Below are 14,503 nucleotides of genomic sequence, written 5' to 3'. Positions count from 1 at the left end.
TAGTCTCTAAAGTTGCTTTTTGGTAGCTTTTTTTTCGCCAGTGTTCATTTTGTGTTTTCATAAGTGACTGTAATTAATTGCTTAATTTTTAGTCAGCCTATTTCAGGAAAGTTCATATTTTAAATGTTGTATACCGTGTTTGTGTATGGTTAGTTGCGTGGTTTAAGCACTAAAATTAGCAAACCTATCTGCAGACAGGCAGGTAAATTACAGATGGAAAGTCCAATAAGACTTTCGTAAGTAGTCTAGAACTAGGATAATATTTTATAATGTGTCCAACACGTTTTTACTATTTAGTTATTATGAAGTCATCAAATGAAGTTCCATTTGTAAGGAATGAATTAGGAATATCAATACTTATTAAACTTTCATTCTCTAAATTAACACGAACTAATTTAGGAGAACTACCATTTTCAAAAGCAATATATTCATTATTATTAGGGTGATAAGCAGCCCCTCTAGTTTCACCTTGATAGTTTACAGAAGTGTTTGTGTACGTAAGGTTTCCATTATCAATATTTATTTTTGCTATTTTATATTCTGATTTATGATAGATGTATAAATTATCATTATCATCAATTACCATGTCATCAAATGAAGTTCCATTTGTAAGGAATGAACTAGGAATGTCAACATTTGTTATACTTCCATTGTCTAAGTTTACACGAACTAATTTAGGGGAACTACCATTTACAAATGTAATGTATTCATTATTAATAGAGTGATAAACAGCTCCTCTAGTTTCTCCTTGATAGTTTATATTAGTTTCTAAATATGTAAGGTTTCCATTATCAATATTTATTTTTGCTATTTTATTTTCTGATTTATGATAGATGTATAAATTATCATTATCATCAATTACCATGTCATCAAATGAAGTTCCATTTGTAAAAAATGAACTAGGAATTCCAACATTTGTTATACTTCCATCATCTAAGTTGATACGAACTAATTTTGGAGAGTTGCCGTTCTCAAAAGCAATGTATTCGTTATTACTAGAGTGATAAACAGCTCCTCTAGTTTCTCCTTGATAATTAATACTAGTATCTAAGTAAATAAGGTTTCCGTTATCAATATTTACTTTAGCTATTTTATTTTCTGAATTATGAAAAATATATAAGTCATTTATAATTGTATTATTAATTATTTCAATAGTTCCAATTATTTCAGTGTGATCATTATATGTTAAAGATATATCTCCAGAAATTGCATTTTCTGGGATTTCTACTTTTAAATTATTACTATTAATTTCAGTTATTGCGGCTATTTTATTTTCTGTAAATGTAACCACATAATTTGCATTAGTTAAAAAACCATTACCGTTAATCGTGAGAATTTCTCCAATTTCTCCATTTTGTGAATTAATTACAATATTTGTAGGAAAATAATCCTGTTCTTCTGATGGGTCATTGTTTGTACATGAAAAGATGATTCCTAAAATTGTCAATAAACTTAAAATTTTTCTCATATTGTTATTTTATGTTAATTTTTCACAACGAGTCCTTGTGTTTGTTTAGTTGCGTGGTTTAGCGTGTAAGTTAGCAAATAAAAACCGAATAGAAAATACCCGAGTATTTTCGTAAGTAGGCAAGAACCTAGCAATTAATTATACAAGGTGTTGTGTATAGTTATTTATATTATGAATACAGTATTCAATTTATCATTTCGAGCGATTTTCTTTTTGTATTCAATTTTTTATTACATCAGAAAATGGTGTATTATACTATAGCGTTCTTTTTTTTATCGGAAAATTTTCTCCTGGATGTAGAAACTTCTAAACATAAGTATGTTTATTACAGCAATAAGAAGCAGAATCTGAACAATCAGAACCTGTTTTCCAATTATTACAAGATGTCCTCTATTGAACGTTAGTTGTACCAGCTAATTCATAAGGGGCTTGCCATATCCCGTGATTGCCATAGGATTTTACTACGCCTGTTTCCTGACTAAATATGTGAATAGAACTTTCTCCACCCGTAATTTGATACCTTGTATAGTCACTTGTAGATTGAAAGTTAGTTGTACCAACTAATTCATATGGAGCTTGCCATACCCCATGATTGCCATAAGATTTTACTACGCCTGTTTCCTTATCAAATATATGAAAAGAACTCTCTCCTCCCGTAATTTGATACCTTGTATAGTCATTTGTTGATTGAACATTAGTTGTGCCAACTAATTCATAAGGGGCTTGCCATATCCCGTGATTACCATAGGATTTTACTACGCCTGTTTCCATATCGAATATGTGAAAAGAACTTTCCCCTCCCGTAATTTGATACCTTGTATAGTCATTTGTGGTTTGAACATTGGTTGTACCAACTAATTCATAAGGGGCTTGCCATATCCCATGATTGCCATAGGATTTTACTACGCCTGTTTCCTTATCAAATATGTGAAAAGAACTTTCTCCTCCCGTAATTTGACACCTTGTAAAGTCATTTGTGGATTGAACATAAATTGTACTAATTAATTCATAAGGGGCTTGCCATACCCCATGATTACCATAGGATTTTACTACGCCTGTTTCCTTATCAAATATGTGAAAAGAACTTTCTCCTCCCGTGATTTGATACCTTGTATAGTCATTTGTTGATTGAACGTTAGTTGTGCCAACTAATTCATAAGGGGCTTGCCATATCCCATGATTGCCATAGGATTTTACGACACCTGTTTCTTTATCAAATATGTGAAAAGAACTTTCTCCTCCCGAAATTTGATATCTTGTATAGTCACTTGTGATGGGTGTATTTTCATCCTCATTTAATACATCATTAGGTTCTGATGCACAGGCTAATATGAGAAAAGAAACAATACCAATAATAGCAAAAACATTAACTGATTTTATTGTGGTTTTCATAATTGATTTTTTTATAAATTATACACAACGTGTGTGTGTGTGTGTGATTAGTTGCGCGGTTTAAGCGAGTAAAAACCGAATAGAAAATACGAGAGTATTTTCGTAAGTAGGCTAGAACTAGCAATTAATTATACACGGAGTTAGTAAACGATTTATTTTTTTATAACCAATTCCGCTTTATTTATCTCCAATGTAGAATTTTCAGACGCGACCAATAGTCCTCTAAAAGTATAATTTCCGTCCTCCTTAATATCAAGTTCAGTGTTTTTACCAGTAAAACTCCAATCAGTTTTTCCGTTAATTGACGTCTTCAATTCACCGATTGTAATATTTTTATCAGTCGGGTCGATTTCCAATACACCTAATTTCTCATCATTTTTTATAATCTCAATTTTAAATTTTAATGAAATTTGTCCTTCATAATTATAATCCATATCCGACCAAAAAGCGATTTCATCTCCTTTTTTAAGTTCAACTTGGTCTTCTTTTATAATCAAATTGTCATTACTTTTACTGACTTCATTAATTGCAAGTCTAGCTACTTCTTCACCTGTTAATCCACAGCTCACCATTAGCAAGAGCGATAAAATTAAAGCAATTCTGTTTGATATTTTTTTTATTATTTTCATTCAAATTTCATTTTAGTTTGCAATGTTTGTTAATGGTTTTTTGCGTGTTTAAGTACTAAAGTTAACAAACCTGTCTGCCGACAGGCAGGTAAATCACAGATAGAAAGTCCGCGAGGACTTTCGTAAGTAGGCTAGAACTAGCAATGAATTATACACGGTGCTGGCAACTGGACTTTATTCATCTCCTTCTAAAAATGAAGAGAAAAAGTCTGAAGCTCCTGAAATTTTAAATTGTATAGATTCATATAAATCTTCAATTGCACTTTCTTCAGGAAATTGCCATTCCAATTTACCATTTCCATCAACAAATTCCAATCTATAATGAGGAACCCAATCAAATTGGTCTTCATCATAGTAGTGTCGACTTTCGTACTGGTAACACCTAAAATGCTTTTCTTTAACTTTCGTAACATATGCAGTTCCGATTAATCTTTCCAATCCAGTTAAAGAATCGATAGAAAATGACCACGTATTCCACTTAACTTCTCCTTCTTTAGTTAAGTCATTTATTTTTAATATTGTTTTGAATGCTTGTGAACTCATATCGTTAAGGATTTTTCCTTGTTTCTTTTAATGTTTTCTATTTGTCTAATAATTCCGTGTAATTTGCAATATATTATCCAATTATCGTCATAGGTTGTTTTGTAAATTCTTTTGGGATATTTAAGTAAAAACTCCAGAATTGGATAACTATCCTTCTTTTTCTCTGTAAATTTTTTTGTCAATCTTCTATTTATGCGATAAATTAATAGTCGGCATTTCATTCCTTGCCAAAATCCAAGTTTTGTTTTTAAATCTTGTAATTCAGACGAACAGATATTTAATTCCGCTTTAATTGAATTCAGATTATTATCGTAGTCGTCAAAAAAGCTATTTAAATTAGAAGCTGATTTTTTTAAAAGTTTTGTATGTTGCTTAATTCGATTGTCAAATATGTAACTTAATTTAAGTCTTGTTAATTCAGATTTTACGAAAAGTGCAATTATTAAAGAAATAATTGTAATTCCAAATCCGACTACTTCCAAGACATTAGCCCAAGTGTCTAATTTCCATTCAGTAAATAATTTTCTTAATATATCTTCCAATTACTTTGGGTTTTTCGTCTTGTTGCCAACGTGTTTGTGTATGCTTTGTTGCGTGATTAAGTTACTAAGTTAGCAAATAAATACCGAATAGAAAATCCGTGAGGATTTTCGTAAGTAGGCTAGAACCTAGCAATAAAATATACACGGTGTTGTACGCAGTATTTTATTCACTAACAGTTTAATTCAGTGTTATTTTCGTGTTTAATTTCATTTCCGTAAAATATATTCCAGTCAACAATTCGGTCGCATATTCGGTCAAAAATGTCATCCCAAGTATATGGCTGTTCCTCAATCGAAAGTCTGTTTAAATCCTCATTGATTATTTCAATCGTTTTTTCGTCAAAGATTTTTTCGTCAGATAATTTTTCTCTTACAAATCCGATTAAAATTCCGTGACACTTTTCATTAAAGTTTATATTTCCATTTCTATGAGCTTCATCTCTTAATTTTTCGATAGCTCTCAATAATTCGCCTTGAACAAATTCCGATTGTCCAGATTTCGGAACATAATTCTGCCAAATCAGTTTAGCTTTTTCAAAGTATTCTTCTTCTGTCATTTTCTTTGTTTGACTTGAGCAATTCGTTACGAAAAGTACCAAAATTATGTTTATGAATACTGCTTTTCTCATATTGCGTACAACGGACGAGTATATGGCACGTTGCCTTTTTCGGCAATGGGTTATATACATTGTTATGCATCTGTAAAATAAAAAAAAGGGCGTGCCTGACGTAGGAAGGCAAATAAACACAAAGAGAATGAGAGAATATTTAAACATTACAAACGAAGATAATTTAGACCTTATGAAAAGGTTTGAAGATAACCATTTTGATTTAGCAATAGTTGACCCACCATACGGATTAGATTTAGCCAATATGAATATGGGAATAGGCAAAAGTAAAAAAGCATCTAAAGCTAAAAACAGAAAATGGAAAAATAAAGATTGGGATAAAAACACGCCTACTGAAGAATATTTTAAAGAACTGTTTAGAGTTTCTAAAAATCAAATTATTTGGGGTGGCAATTATTTTGATTTACCACCTTGCAAACATTATCTAATTTGGGATAAAGAAATACCTAACGGATTATCTTTTGCTGATTGTGAATTTGCTTGGACTTCTTTTGATAAAGCGCCAAGGATATTTAGATACTCTGCTTATTTAGATAAAAAAACAAAGTTTCATCCAACACAAAAACCAAAAACTTTGTATCAATACATTTTAACTAATTATGCAAAAGAAGGATTTAAAGTTTTAGATACTCATTTAGGTAGTGGAAATATTGCAATAGCATTAGATGGTGTAAACAAAATTGAGAAAATGAATTTAACTTTAGATGCTTGTGAGATAGATAAAGAATATTTTGATAAGGCAACTAATAGCATAATAGAAAACACAAAATGGAACTCACTTTTTTAGCGTATGAGTGGTCGCCCTTTTTTTTATTTTATTGTGCATAACGGTCTCGGCTATGAGTAGTTGCGTGGTTTAGCACTTAACTTTGCAAGTATACACCAAACTGAAAATCCGCGAGGATTTTCAGAAGTAGGCGAGAACAAGCAATTACTTATAGCCATTGTTGGGTACAGTTATTTTTTATTTTGTTCGTAACAATTATATGATGAATTAATTTTCCTAAAATAGTCATCTAAAGGTTCAAGTCCCATTTCTTTTCGTTCTTTTTCTGCTTTTTCGCAATCACAAATCACAATTTCTTTATTGCTCGATTTTCTATAAGAGCCCAAAATATTACAACTATAAAAAAACGTGGTATTTCCTCTTTTCCGTTCTCCAATATTCTTTGAATTCTTATAGTCCAGAGGATAAGCAACATTATAAGGCGATAAACCTCCTTTTAAAATAGCGGAAATTAGAATTGGTTTTAAACCATTTACTTGTTCTTTAGTAAAATGGTGTAACATTATTGTTATTTCTCCAAACGCATATTTTCCGTTTTCATTTCCGTCTCCAATTGCAAATCTACTTGGCCACTCGCCATTGTTTTGTTCTATGATTTCTAAAAGACGTTTGTAATTTTCATTATCTGTTTTTTTCATTTTTTTAGCACTTCCAAAAACTGGATGCCTCACAGCTTGGTCTTTTTTGACCATTTCGAGAAGTTCTTCCCTTAACGTTAGGTTAAGTGAATTCAAGTATTCACTTCTAATCGATTTATATTCGTTTTTCAAAAGTCTCCATTGTTCAGATTTTTTGAACTTCGAAAGTTCTTTTTTAATTCTTTTAAGTGTTAGTCCGTAAAAAATTCCACTTTTCAGATATTCGTATGTTTTATGATTTTCATTAAGTTTTTCGGAATTGATTGAAGCAAGTAAATAATCATCTTTAAATGGTTTGTCCACAAGTCCGAAAGCAACTTGATAAAGCGAATCCGATTTTTTAAAACCTTTGTCAAGATTTGCTATTTCAGCTTTGTTTATCGTCTCATAGTAATTCAGATAATTTTGGGCTGGAATTTTATGAATTCCGAATAGTATAATTATAATTGAAAATGCTATTATTTTGCTCATTCAGTTCGTTTTTGTGGTAATTGTACCCAACGGTCTCGGCTATGAGTAGTTGCGTGGTTTAGCACTTAACTTTGCAAGTACACACCAAGTTGGAAATTCCGCAGGAATTTCCAAAGTAGGCGAGAACCAGCAATTACTTATAGCCATTGTTAGCAACTGTTTTTTATTTATCTTCTTTTATAAATTCGTCTAAATCCTCCAACTTTCCAGGAAATGGATTTCGATTTGTCAATTTCTCCCATATTTGAGATTCCACTAAATTGTCTGAAATTCCATTTTTAAACACATAGTAAGGGTTTAGATTTTCACCAGTTTTTTTTATTTTTTCGTAATAAATTCCAGTTTTTTCAGGGTCTAATATTTCTATTTGTTCAATCTTGTTTTTTAGTTTTCTAACTCCAACAAATTCTTGTCCGCCAATCAAAGTCAACATTCCATTATACTCCACTATGTAATGATTTCCCTCATCTTCAAAATTGGCGATTTTAATATATCTATCAAGACTAATTTCGTTAACCCGAACAATTCCATTCTCTATAACCTCTCCTTTTTTCTTAAGGAATTTCGGTAATCTTATCAAATCCGGTATTTCATAATATAAAAACCACAACATAAAAAAAGATGCAATTGACAAAATTATTATCAACCAAATCTTTGGGTAGAAATACAAAAGAATAGCAAAAACTGACAGAAATAGTACTTTCAAAATAATTAAACCAACGTCTTTCGGAATACTTGATTTAGTTTCCTCAATTTGCTTCCTCAAAATTCTTTTTTCGGATTCGGTTAATGCTCTTTCGTATTCTCTAGTCAATTATTAAAATCGGTTTAAATTGTTGCTAACTCGTTATAAAAAAACAAACAGCAATCTTATCAATATTATACTTCAGGATAACAAAACTTTAAGGCACTATTTGTATTCTATAAAACTATGAAAACAATTCCAAATATCTATACGTAAAGTCACGTACGTTTTAGCCTAAAACAATTCCTGTAGTTCCACAAATTCGTCAACCACTAACGTTGGCTTATAATTGGCAATGTTTTCGTTATAGTTATAACCGTAACTGACACCAATACTATCCATGTTAGCATTTTGAGCGGCTAGAATATCATTTTTAGAGTCACCAACCATGATGCTTTTTTCTATAGTGGTATTCAGTTCTTTTACTAAGTGTAACAATGGTGCTGCACTTGGTTTTTTCTCAGCTAAGGAATCTTCACCGATCCAACATTTAAAGAATTTTGTAATCTCTAAGCTGTCTAAAATTGGTTTTATAAACCCATAAGGTTTATTGGTGCATATCGCCATATCATACCCTTTTTTATCTAAATGGATTAAGGTTTCTAAAACACCAGGATACATAAACGTATCGATACAAATGGCACTTTTATAAGCCGCCAAATAGATATCAAAGGCTTCTTTGAGCAAAGGTTCTGGCAACTGCTTATCTTGAGTTCTATATTCGAGCGCTCTACGCACTAAAGGTTTTGCGCCATTGCCTATATAAGGCGTGACTTGCTCTATGGTTAAAGGATGTAAACTGTAATGCTTCAACATTTTATTTACGGCCAAGGTGAGATCTGGAATGCTATTAATTAGCGTGCCATCAAAATCGAATATAATTAGGTTTTTGTCTTTAAAATTCACAATGTTTTATTTAGACACAAAGATGCGGAAGTTTTTATGAAACTAGGCTTGTAGGTTCTTTAAAATTGGGTGTGATGGTGGTTGGTTTTTAGTTGACATTGATATTATATTATATTATATTTTGATGCTCTTAAAAAACACCCCTCAAGTCCCCTCAAGGGGACAATCTAATCGAATAAACTTTTGGGTAAAATATTAAAAACCCTAAGTTCGAATTATTCATATCTCGAAAAGTTTTAATTATAAAAATTGTATCACGAATTCCATTCCGGACAAATTCTTGTTCTCGATACTCATTTCACTCATTTTCAATCGTAACATTTACTCGAACTGACGAATTTTATGACATCTGATTCTAATTAGATTAGGCTTTAGTTGAGATGCGTTTCAAATAAAGTGCTTAAAGATTTTTCAACTTTTGTTTCAGCATTTTGGCGGCAGACGTATAACCTCCTTCGGTGCCATCGACAAAGTGAGAGTGTTTGGTTTTTCTATCTAACACATAACAAGACATTACTGAGGCGTGCGTGACATGAATACCATAAACGATTTTATTGTCGTTTTCGAGTTGATTTAAATACGTTATAAAAAGATTAATTTGAGATTGCTCAGCTGTAAAAACAGTATTAATCATGCCATCGAGCATAAATGTATGAGACAGTTGCCCTATTTGATTTAAATAGTATTTTCCATCTTTTGATAGGTTTAAATAGAATTTACCGATCAGTGTAGACATCCATTTTTTAAATAAGTAGCTTAAATTTTGCCTCGTGAGACTAATCTTCATTTCCTCCCATATATTACGAATACTGAAATTTAATCTTAATTTAGTCGATTTTATAGGTTGTCGGTTATCAAACGTCCCAAAGAGTCGATCCATCTCACTAATAACAGCTTTATAAATCCATCTTTGATCGCCTTCATGTATCGCGTCTAATAATAAACAAACCACCTTTTTCTGGGTTTGAATCGGTTTAACTTGCTTCCAACGACACTCCATGCCTTCTAAATTTAAAAGGGATTTCTCGAAATTAGTGCGGCTCTCTTCAAAATTGGTTTTAATTAATACTTCAGCTTTTTTCAGACCAGTACCCAACACAATAGGGATTGATAATTGATTGGTTATCTGATGTTTTGCAAGTTTTAAACCATAATCCTGACCATCCAAATAACTCACTGAAATATGACCTACTCTAAGTATTAGATTGGTATTATTCTTAATATGAAGACTATAATTATCTAAGATTTTTATGATTGACTTTAAGAACAGCGATGGAATAATAAATGTCGCGCCATCACCTCCGAAAAAATAGGGTATTTCTATGTTTTGCTTTTCTTTTCTAATAAAATTTAACACGGAAATTATAGATCCTGTAGCGGTTAGATTAACTTGATGGTGTTTGCCTTCATCTACGGCTAGTGTAGAATTTAAAATATCAACGACGACAACATGCCAAGTACCTGGCACATCAGAGAAATAAGATTCATTTTCTAATAATGCTGTAAGTGTATCCGTTGACTTTTTTAGCTTGTTATAAAATTTTATATTTTCCATTAGCTCCGCTGCAGACTGCTCTCTTTTACTTTAAAATGTTTTTAACCACACATTATCACGTGCGTTTAAATATTACTACATCCGTTATCTTAAATATAATCATTTTTAAGAGTAATCAACACTATAACTTAATTGATAATTGTTGTTTGTTTTTAACATATTCTATTCCAGAAAAAAAGCACCTACAAAACTGTAAGTGCTTTTTAAAATGTATAAAAATTTTAAACCTTAATTTACATCAGGAAGATTGTTGTAATCCTTACTGTAATGTAGCATCTGCTCTGCAAATGCATTAGGTTGTGTGACTTTAATCGTTATGATTTCTCCAGCATCATTTAGTTCTGGCACTAACACAGGGTTTACAAATCCACTGTATGGTGGAGATGGAAATTGTTTGTTACGCTCTAAAACTTCGGCATGAATATCTTGATCTACTTTTACACCATACCCTTCCACTAAGGCTTCAACAGCTGCGTAATCTCCTTCCGACTTAATACGTTGTGTTTCTCTTAATAGTTGTCCGAATAATTCGTGCAACTTTTCGTAATCATTAATGTTAAAATAGGTTTTTCCATCTTTAGTTACTTTTTCTATTACGTTGTCTGCTTTTCCTTTTTCGAAAGCCCAAGAAGACACCCATTGTCTGTTTCTCATATGTGCTTCTTCAACATCGTCACCTAAATCTAAACGGATTAATTGGGTCATTAAACCATTTCTGATGTAACCGTCATAAGCTGCTTTTCCTACTTTTTTCCAGTCTTCAACGAGGCCTAAATCTTGTAATTTAGAATCGTATAAATAGTATAAACCTACTAAATCAGCACGACCTTCTTCTAAAGTAGAGGCATACGTTTTAAGGGTTTCTTTAGTTTCACCAACACCAGGATTTAATTGTCCTGAAGCATGACCAATCACTTCATGTAAAGCGGTATGTAATTTATCTGCTAATTGTCCGTATTCTTCTTCGAGTTGTAACTCTTCTTCATCGTGAACAAATTCTTTTAAACGACCAGAACCTCCTGCATTATTGTAAGCACCAATAATATTTCCTAAAGAAACGGATTTACTTCCAACGGCTGCTCTAATCCAGTTGGCATTTGGTAAATTCACACCTATCGGAGTACTTGGAGACGCATCACCTGCTTCACCTGCCACATTTACTACTTTGTAAGTTACACCAACCACACTGTCTTTTTTGTGTGCGTCCATTAAAGGTGAATTATCTTCAAACCATTGTGCATTTTCAGATAACACAGCCATTTTTTTAGACATGTCAAAATCATTAATCTGAACAATCGTTTCGTAAGACCCTCTATAGCCTAAAGGATCATTGTACACTTCAATAAAACTATTAATATAATCCACATTACCTTCGGTTGCTGCTGTCCAAGCCACGTTATAATCGTCCCAAGTTTGTAAATCACCTGTTTTATAATACTCAATTAGTAAGCCTAAAGCCTCACCTTGTGCATCATTTTCGGCAACTCCTTGTGCTTTTTCTAACCACGAAATAATTTTATCGATAGCGGCACCATACAAGCCACCTGACTTATAAACACGTTCTTTTAATTCTCCATTTTCTTTTACCAATTGAGAATTTAAACCATAAGATAATGGCTTCTCTGGATCTGGAGATACTTTTGTTTTGTAGAAATTAGCCACATCTGCATTCGTTACATCTGGACCGTAAAAATTAACGGCAGATTCTAAGACGTTGTCGATGCCTTTTGCCTGATTCACTTTTTTAGCATCCTTATCGTTAAATAAAACCTCAAAAGCTTCACCTTCTAAAGTGGTATTGGTTGCAGATAATAATTCGTTTAAATAGTCTTTATCAAACTCTGGTTTTAATTTTGCATTAGAATAGTGATGGTGAATTCCGTTACTAAACCAAACACGCTTTACAAAAGTTTCAAAATTTTTCCAGTTGTCAGTGGTTTTGTCTCCTGTGTAGTTGGTGTAGATATTTTCTAGTGCATGTCTAATTTTAAGGTTATGTCTGTAGTTTTGATCCCACATAATATCGCGACCCTCAAGACCTGCTTGCGTTAAATAATAGACTAATTTTTGTTCTTTAAGGCTTAAATTTTCCCAACCTGGAATTTGGTATCGTAAAATTTTAATGTCTGCAAATTCTTCGACATTATAACTAAATTCCGCTTCAGTAACTTCGACGGTTTCAGTTGGTGTTTCTTTTGCTTCATTCTTACATGCCACTATAAAAAGGGCGAGAAAACAGATTTTAAATAAGGATTTTAAATTCATGTGAGTTTTTTATTTGTTGTACACAAATGTAATGTATATATCACATATCATAAAATGACTATCTTTGATAAACACAAAATAAAATCCCTGCTAATGAAAGCTTTTAAATCCTTCCTCTTATTACTATTAATCCTTGTCATTGGAGTTTCAATTTATATTGCAGTGCAGCCCAATTCGTACGAAGTAACGCGAACGCGAACCATAAAAGCACCACCTTCTGTGATTTACAACAATGTCATTGATTTTAAAAATTGGGAATCATGGAGTTCTTGGGTTGAATCGAATCCTGAAATTGTAATGACTTTAGGCGAAACGACTAAAGGTGTTGGAGGGTCATACAATTGGAATGAGGATGGAGATGAAGGCTATATGACCACGACAGCTGCTAATCCCGATACGTCGATTACACAAGAGATGCAATTTGCAACCTATCCAAAATCTGATGTAAATTGGGATTTTAAGTCGAATACTGATGGCTCAACGGATGTGACTTGGACTATTTCGGGTGACAATTTACCTTTTGGTTTTAAAATGTGGGCTGCTTTTTCTGGTGGCATGGAGGCGGTAATTGGTCCTGAATACGAAAGAAGCCTAGAGCTTTTAGACAGTGCAATACAAGCCGACATGAAAGTTTATACGATTACTGTTGAAGGAGTCACACAACATAGTGGAGGGTATTATCTTTATAATACGGCATCTTGTAAATTCAGTGATTTTGAAAAGAACATGACGACAATGCTACCAAAAGTTGGTGCCTACGCTATAGCTCATAATGTTACTATGGCTGGTCCACCATTTATTTTATATCACAAATGGGATGAAGAAAATGATACCGTAATGTTCTCTACATGTGTACCAACAAATTCTAGAATTATTACTGACGAAGCCGAAATTTTAACGGGTAACTTGGAATCTTTTAGAGCTGTAAAAACAGTTTTAAGAGGTAATTATGATAATTTGAAAGAAGCTTGGGACACCACAATGGCGTATATAAGCACTAATAATCTTGAAATGATTGAAAGTGGATCGATGCTTGAAACTTACATTACAGATCCCATGAATGAGCCTAATCCTGCAAAATGGATAACCGAGATTTATGTGGAAGTGAAGTAATGTGAATCTAGAAGCTTGAAAAATGGTCTCTCGCAAAGACGCTAAGTCGCAAAGGTGAAAATTACGCGGAGATGCACAGAGATAACGCGGAGATGCACAGAGACTGATTTGTAAATGACTAAATAACTTAATTACAGAATAACCTAATAATTCTATTTTCGAAACTTGAGATTCATGTTTACTTCTAAGAAACTATCAACTACCGACTAAAAACTAAAAAAAATTGAAACAACTTATTCTCGTATTTCTTGGTGGTGGCTTTGGTAGCGTGCTTCGTTTTATTATTGGCAAATGGCTTAACAATTCTGAAACCGGAATTCCGTATGGCACCTTTGCGGCTAATATTTTGGGGAGTTTACTCATTGGACTTATTCTTGGCTTAGCGGCTAAAAACGAAACCTTATCTCAGAGTCAGACCTTACTTTTAGCAACTGGGTTTTGTGGTGGGTTTACAACGTTTTCTACCTTTGCTTATGAGAATCATGTGTTTTTGAAATCGGGTGATTTTATGAGTTTTGCTATTTATACGGTGGCGAGTTTTGTGGTTGGATTTTTGGCGGTGTTTTTAGGGATGTGGTTGGTGAAATGAATTTTTTAGCGCGCTAAGTGACCAAGACGCAAAGTGTTAATTACGCAGAGATGCACGGAGGTTTCACGGAGATGCGAAGAGCGATTTGGGACATCGACTTAATAACTCAATAACGAATAACTTTTTCCTCATACTAAAGACTGAAAAGTTGCTCGCAAAGACGCAGAGACGCAAAGTGGTAATTACGCAGAGATGTGCGGAGGTATCGCGGAGATTCACAGAGCAATTTTG

At 32.8% G+C, this 14,503-nt stretch carries 14 protein-coding genes; 3 read left to right on the top strand and 11 right to left on the bottom strand.

Features of this window, described 5'->3' with window-relative positions:
• Positions 1-289: 289 nt before the first annotated feature.
• The 6 genes from ITJ86_RS16820 to ITJ86_RS16795 all read right to left on the bottom strand — a co-directional run bounded on the left by ITJ86_RS16820 (position 290) and on the right by ITJ86_RS16795 (position 5,131).
• Entirely contained in the window at positions 290-1,468 is a 1,179-nt protein-coding gene (locus ITJ86_RS16820; protein WP_195872818.1) for an IPT/TIG domain-containing protein, read from the bottom strand.
• A gap of 390 nt (positions 1,469-1,858) precedes the next feature.
• Positions 1,859-2,860 carry a GW dipeptide domain-containing protein gene (locus ITJ86_RS16815; RefSeq protein WP_195872817.1) on the bottom strand — a complete coding sequence of 334 codons (1,002 nt, stop codon included), beginning with the start codon at positions 2,858-2,860 and terminating at the stop codon, positions 1,859-1,861.
• A gap of 152 nt (positions 2,861-3,012) precedes the next feature.
• Positions 3,013-3,489, bottom strand: coding sequence for a PA14 domain-containing protein (locus ITJ86_RS16810; RefSeq protein ID WP_230080335.1), 477 nt, complete (start codon positions 3,487-3,489; stop codon positions 3,013-3,015).
• Between the two features lie 174 nt (positions 3,490-3,663).
• Entirely contained in the window at positions 3,664-4,032 is a 369-nt protein-coding gene (locus ITJ86_RS16805) for a hypothetical protein (protein WP_195872816.1), read from the bottom strand.
• On the bottom strand, positions 4,029-4,574 hold the full coding sequence (locus tag ITJ86_RS16800; protein ID WP_195872815.1) for a hypothetical protein: 546 nt from the start codon (positions 4,572-4,574) through the stop codon (positions 4,029-4,031). The genes ITJ86_RS16805 and ITJ86_RS16800 overlap by 4 nt, the downstream gene beginning before the upstream one ends.
• A gap of 170 nt (positions 4,575-4,744) precedes the next feature.
• Entirely contained in the window at positions 4,745-5,131 is a 387-nt protein-coding gene (locus tag ITJ86_RS16795) for a hypothetical protein (RefSeq protein ID WP_195872814.1), read from the bottom strand.
• Between the two features lie 199 nt (positions 5,132-5,330).
• Between ITJ86_RS16795 and ITJ86_RS16790 the strand changes: the two genes are divergently transcribed.
• Positions 5,331-5,990, top strand: a complete 660-nt coding sequence (locus ITJ86_RS16790) for a DNA methyltransferase (RefSeq protein ID WP_195872813.1) — start codon at positions 5,331-5,333, stop codon at positions 5,988-5,990.
• Positions 5,991-6,160: 170 nt separating this feature from the next.
• Here the strand turns inward: ITJ86_RS16790 and ITJ86_RS16785 are convergent, their stop codons facing one another.
• From ITJ86_RS16785 to ITJ86_RS16765, 5 genes are all read right to left on the bottom strand, one after another.
• Positions 6,161-7,099, bottom strand: a complete 939-nt coding sequence (locus ITJ86_RS16785) for a hypothetical protein (protein ID WP_195872812.1) — start codon at positions 7,097-7,099, stop codon at positions 6,161-6,163.
• Between the two features lie 163 nt (positions 7,100-7,262).
• Positions 7,263-7,913: a hypothetical protein gene (locus tag ITJ86_RS16780; protein ID WP_195872811.1), complete on the bottom strand. Its 651-nt coding sequence runs from the start codon at positions 7,911-7,913 to the stop codon at positions 7,263-7,265.
• A gap of 165 nt (positions 7,914-8,078) precedes the next feature.
• Positions 8,079-8,750, bottom strand: a complete 672-nt coding sequence (locus tag ITJ86_RS16775; RefSeq protein ID WP_195872810.1) for a phosphoglycolate phosphatase — start codon at positions 8,748-8,750, stop codon at positions 8,079-8,081.
• Positions 8,751-9,150: 400 nt separating this feature from the next.
• Entirely contained in the window at positions 9,151-10,305 is a 1,155-nt protein-coding gene (locus tag ITJ86_RS16770; RefSeq protein WP_195872809.1) for a DUF3095 family protein, read from the bottom strand.
• Positions 10,306-10,533: 228 nt separating this feature from the next.
• A complete protein-coding gene (locus tag ITJ86_RS16765; RefSeq protein WP_195872808.1) occupies positions 10,534-12,570 on the bottom strand; it encodes a dipeptidyl-peptidase 3 family protein in 2,037 nt (678 codons plus the stop codon).
• Between the two features lie 93 nt (positions 12,571-12,663).
• Between ITJ86_RS16765 and ITJ86_RS16760 the strand changes: the two genes are divergently transcribed.
• Both ITJ86_RS16760 and crcB read left to right on the top strand, forming a co-directional pair.
• Positions 12,664-13,683 carry an SRPBCC family protein gene (locus ITJ86_RS16760; protein WP_195872807.1) on the top strand — a complete coding sequence of 340 codons (1,020 nt, stop codon included), beginning with the start codon at positions 12,664-12,666 and terminating at the stop codon, positions 13,681-13,683.
• A gap of 223 nt (positions 13,684-13,906) precedes the next feature.
• Positions 13,907-14,272 carry a fluoride efflux transporter CrcB gene (gene crcB, locus ITJ86_RS16755; protein WP_195872806.1) on the top strand — a complete coding sequence of 122 codons (366 nt, stop codon included), beginning with the start codon at positions 13,907-13,909 and terminating at the stop codon, positions 14,270-14,272.
• Positions 14,273-14,503 lie beyond the last annotated feature (231 nt).

Source organism: Winogradskyella marina, from assembly GCF_015645385.1.
Lineage (GTDB): Bacteria > Bacteroidota > Bacteroidia > Flavobacteriales > Flavobacteriaceae > Winogradskyella > Winogradskyella marina.
The sequence above is the reverse complement of the archived record's forward strand: the minus strand, read 5'-3'. Positions and strand labels throughout refer to the sequence as shown.

What these genes read in the sequence shown, in the direction of transcription:
- ITJ86_RS16820 (WP_195872818.1), bottom strand. Translation starts at nt 1,468, where the DNA reads ATGAGAAAAATTTTAAGTTTATTGACAATTTTAGGAATCATCTTTTCA.
- ITJ86_RS16815 (WP_195872817.1), bottom strand. Translation starts at nt 2,860, where the DNA reads ATGAAAACCACAATAAAATCAGTTAATGTTTTTGCTATTATTGGTATT.
- ITJ86_RS16810 (WP_230080335.1), bottom strand. Translation starts at nt 3,489, where the DNA reads ATGAAAATAATAAAAAAAATATCAAACAGAATTGCTTTAATTTTATCG.
- ITJ86_RS16805 (WP_195872816.1), bottom strand. Translation starts at nt 4,032, where the DNA reads ATGAGTTCACAAGCATTCAAAACAATATTAAAAATAAATGACTTAACT.
- ITJ86_RS16795 (WP_195872814.1), bottom strand. Translation starts at nt 5,131, where the DNA reads ATGACAGAAGAAGAATACTTTGAAAAAGCTAAACTGATTTGGCAGAAT.
- ITJ86_RS16790 (WP_195872813.1), top strand. Translation starts at nt 5,331, where the DNA reads ATGAGAGAATATTTAAACATTACAAACGAAGATAATTTAGACCTTATG.
- ITJ86_RS16785 (WP_195872812.1), bottom strand. Translation starts at nt 7,099, where the DNA reads ATGAGCAAAATAATAGCATTTTCAATTATAATTATACTATTCGGAATT.
- ITJ86_RS16770 (WP_195872809.1), bottom strand. Translation starts at nt 10,305, where the DNA reads ATGGAAAATATAAAATTTTATAACAAGCTAAAAAAGTCAACGGATACA.
- ITJ86_RS16765 (WP_195872808.1), bottom strand. Translation starts at nt 12,570, where the DNA reads ATGAATTTAAAATCCTTATTTAAAATCTGTTTTCTCGCCCTTTTTATA.
- ITJ86_RS16760 (WP_195872807.1), top strand. Translation starts at nt 12,664, where the DNA reads ATGAAAGCTTTTAAATCCTTCCTCTTATTACTATTAATCCTTGTCATT.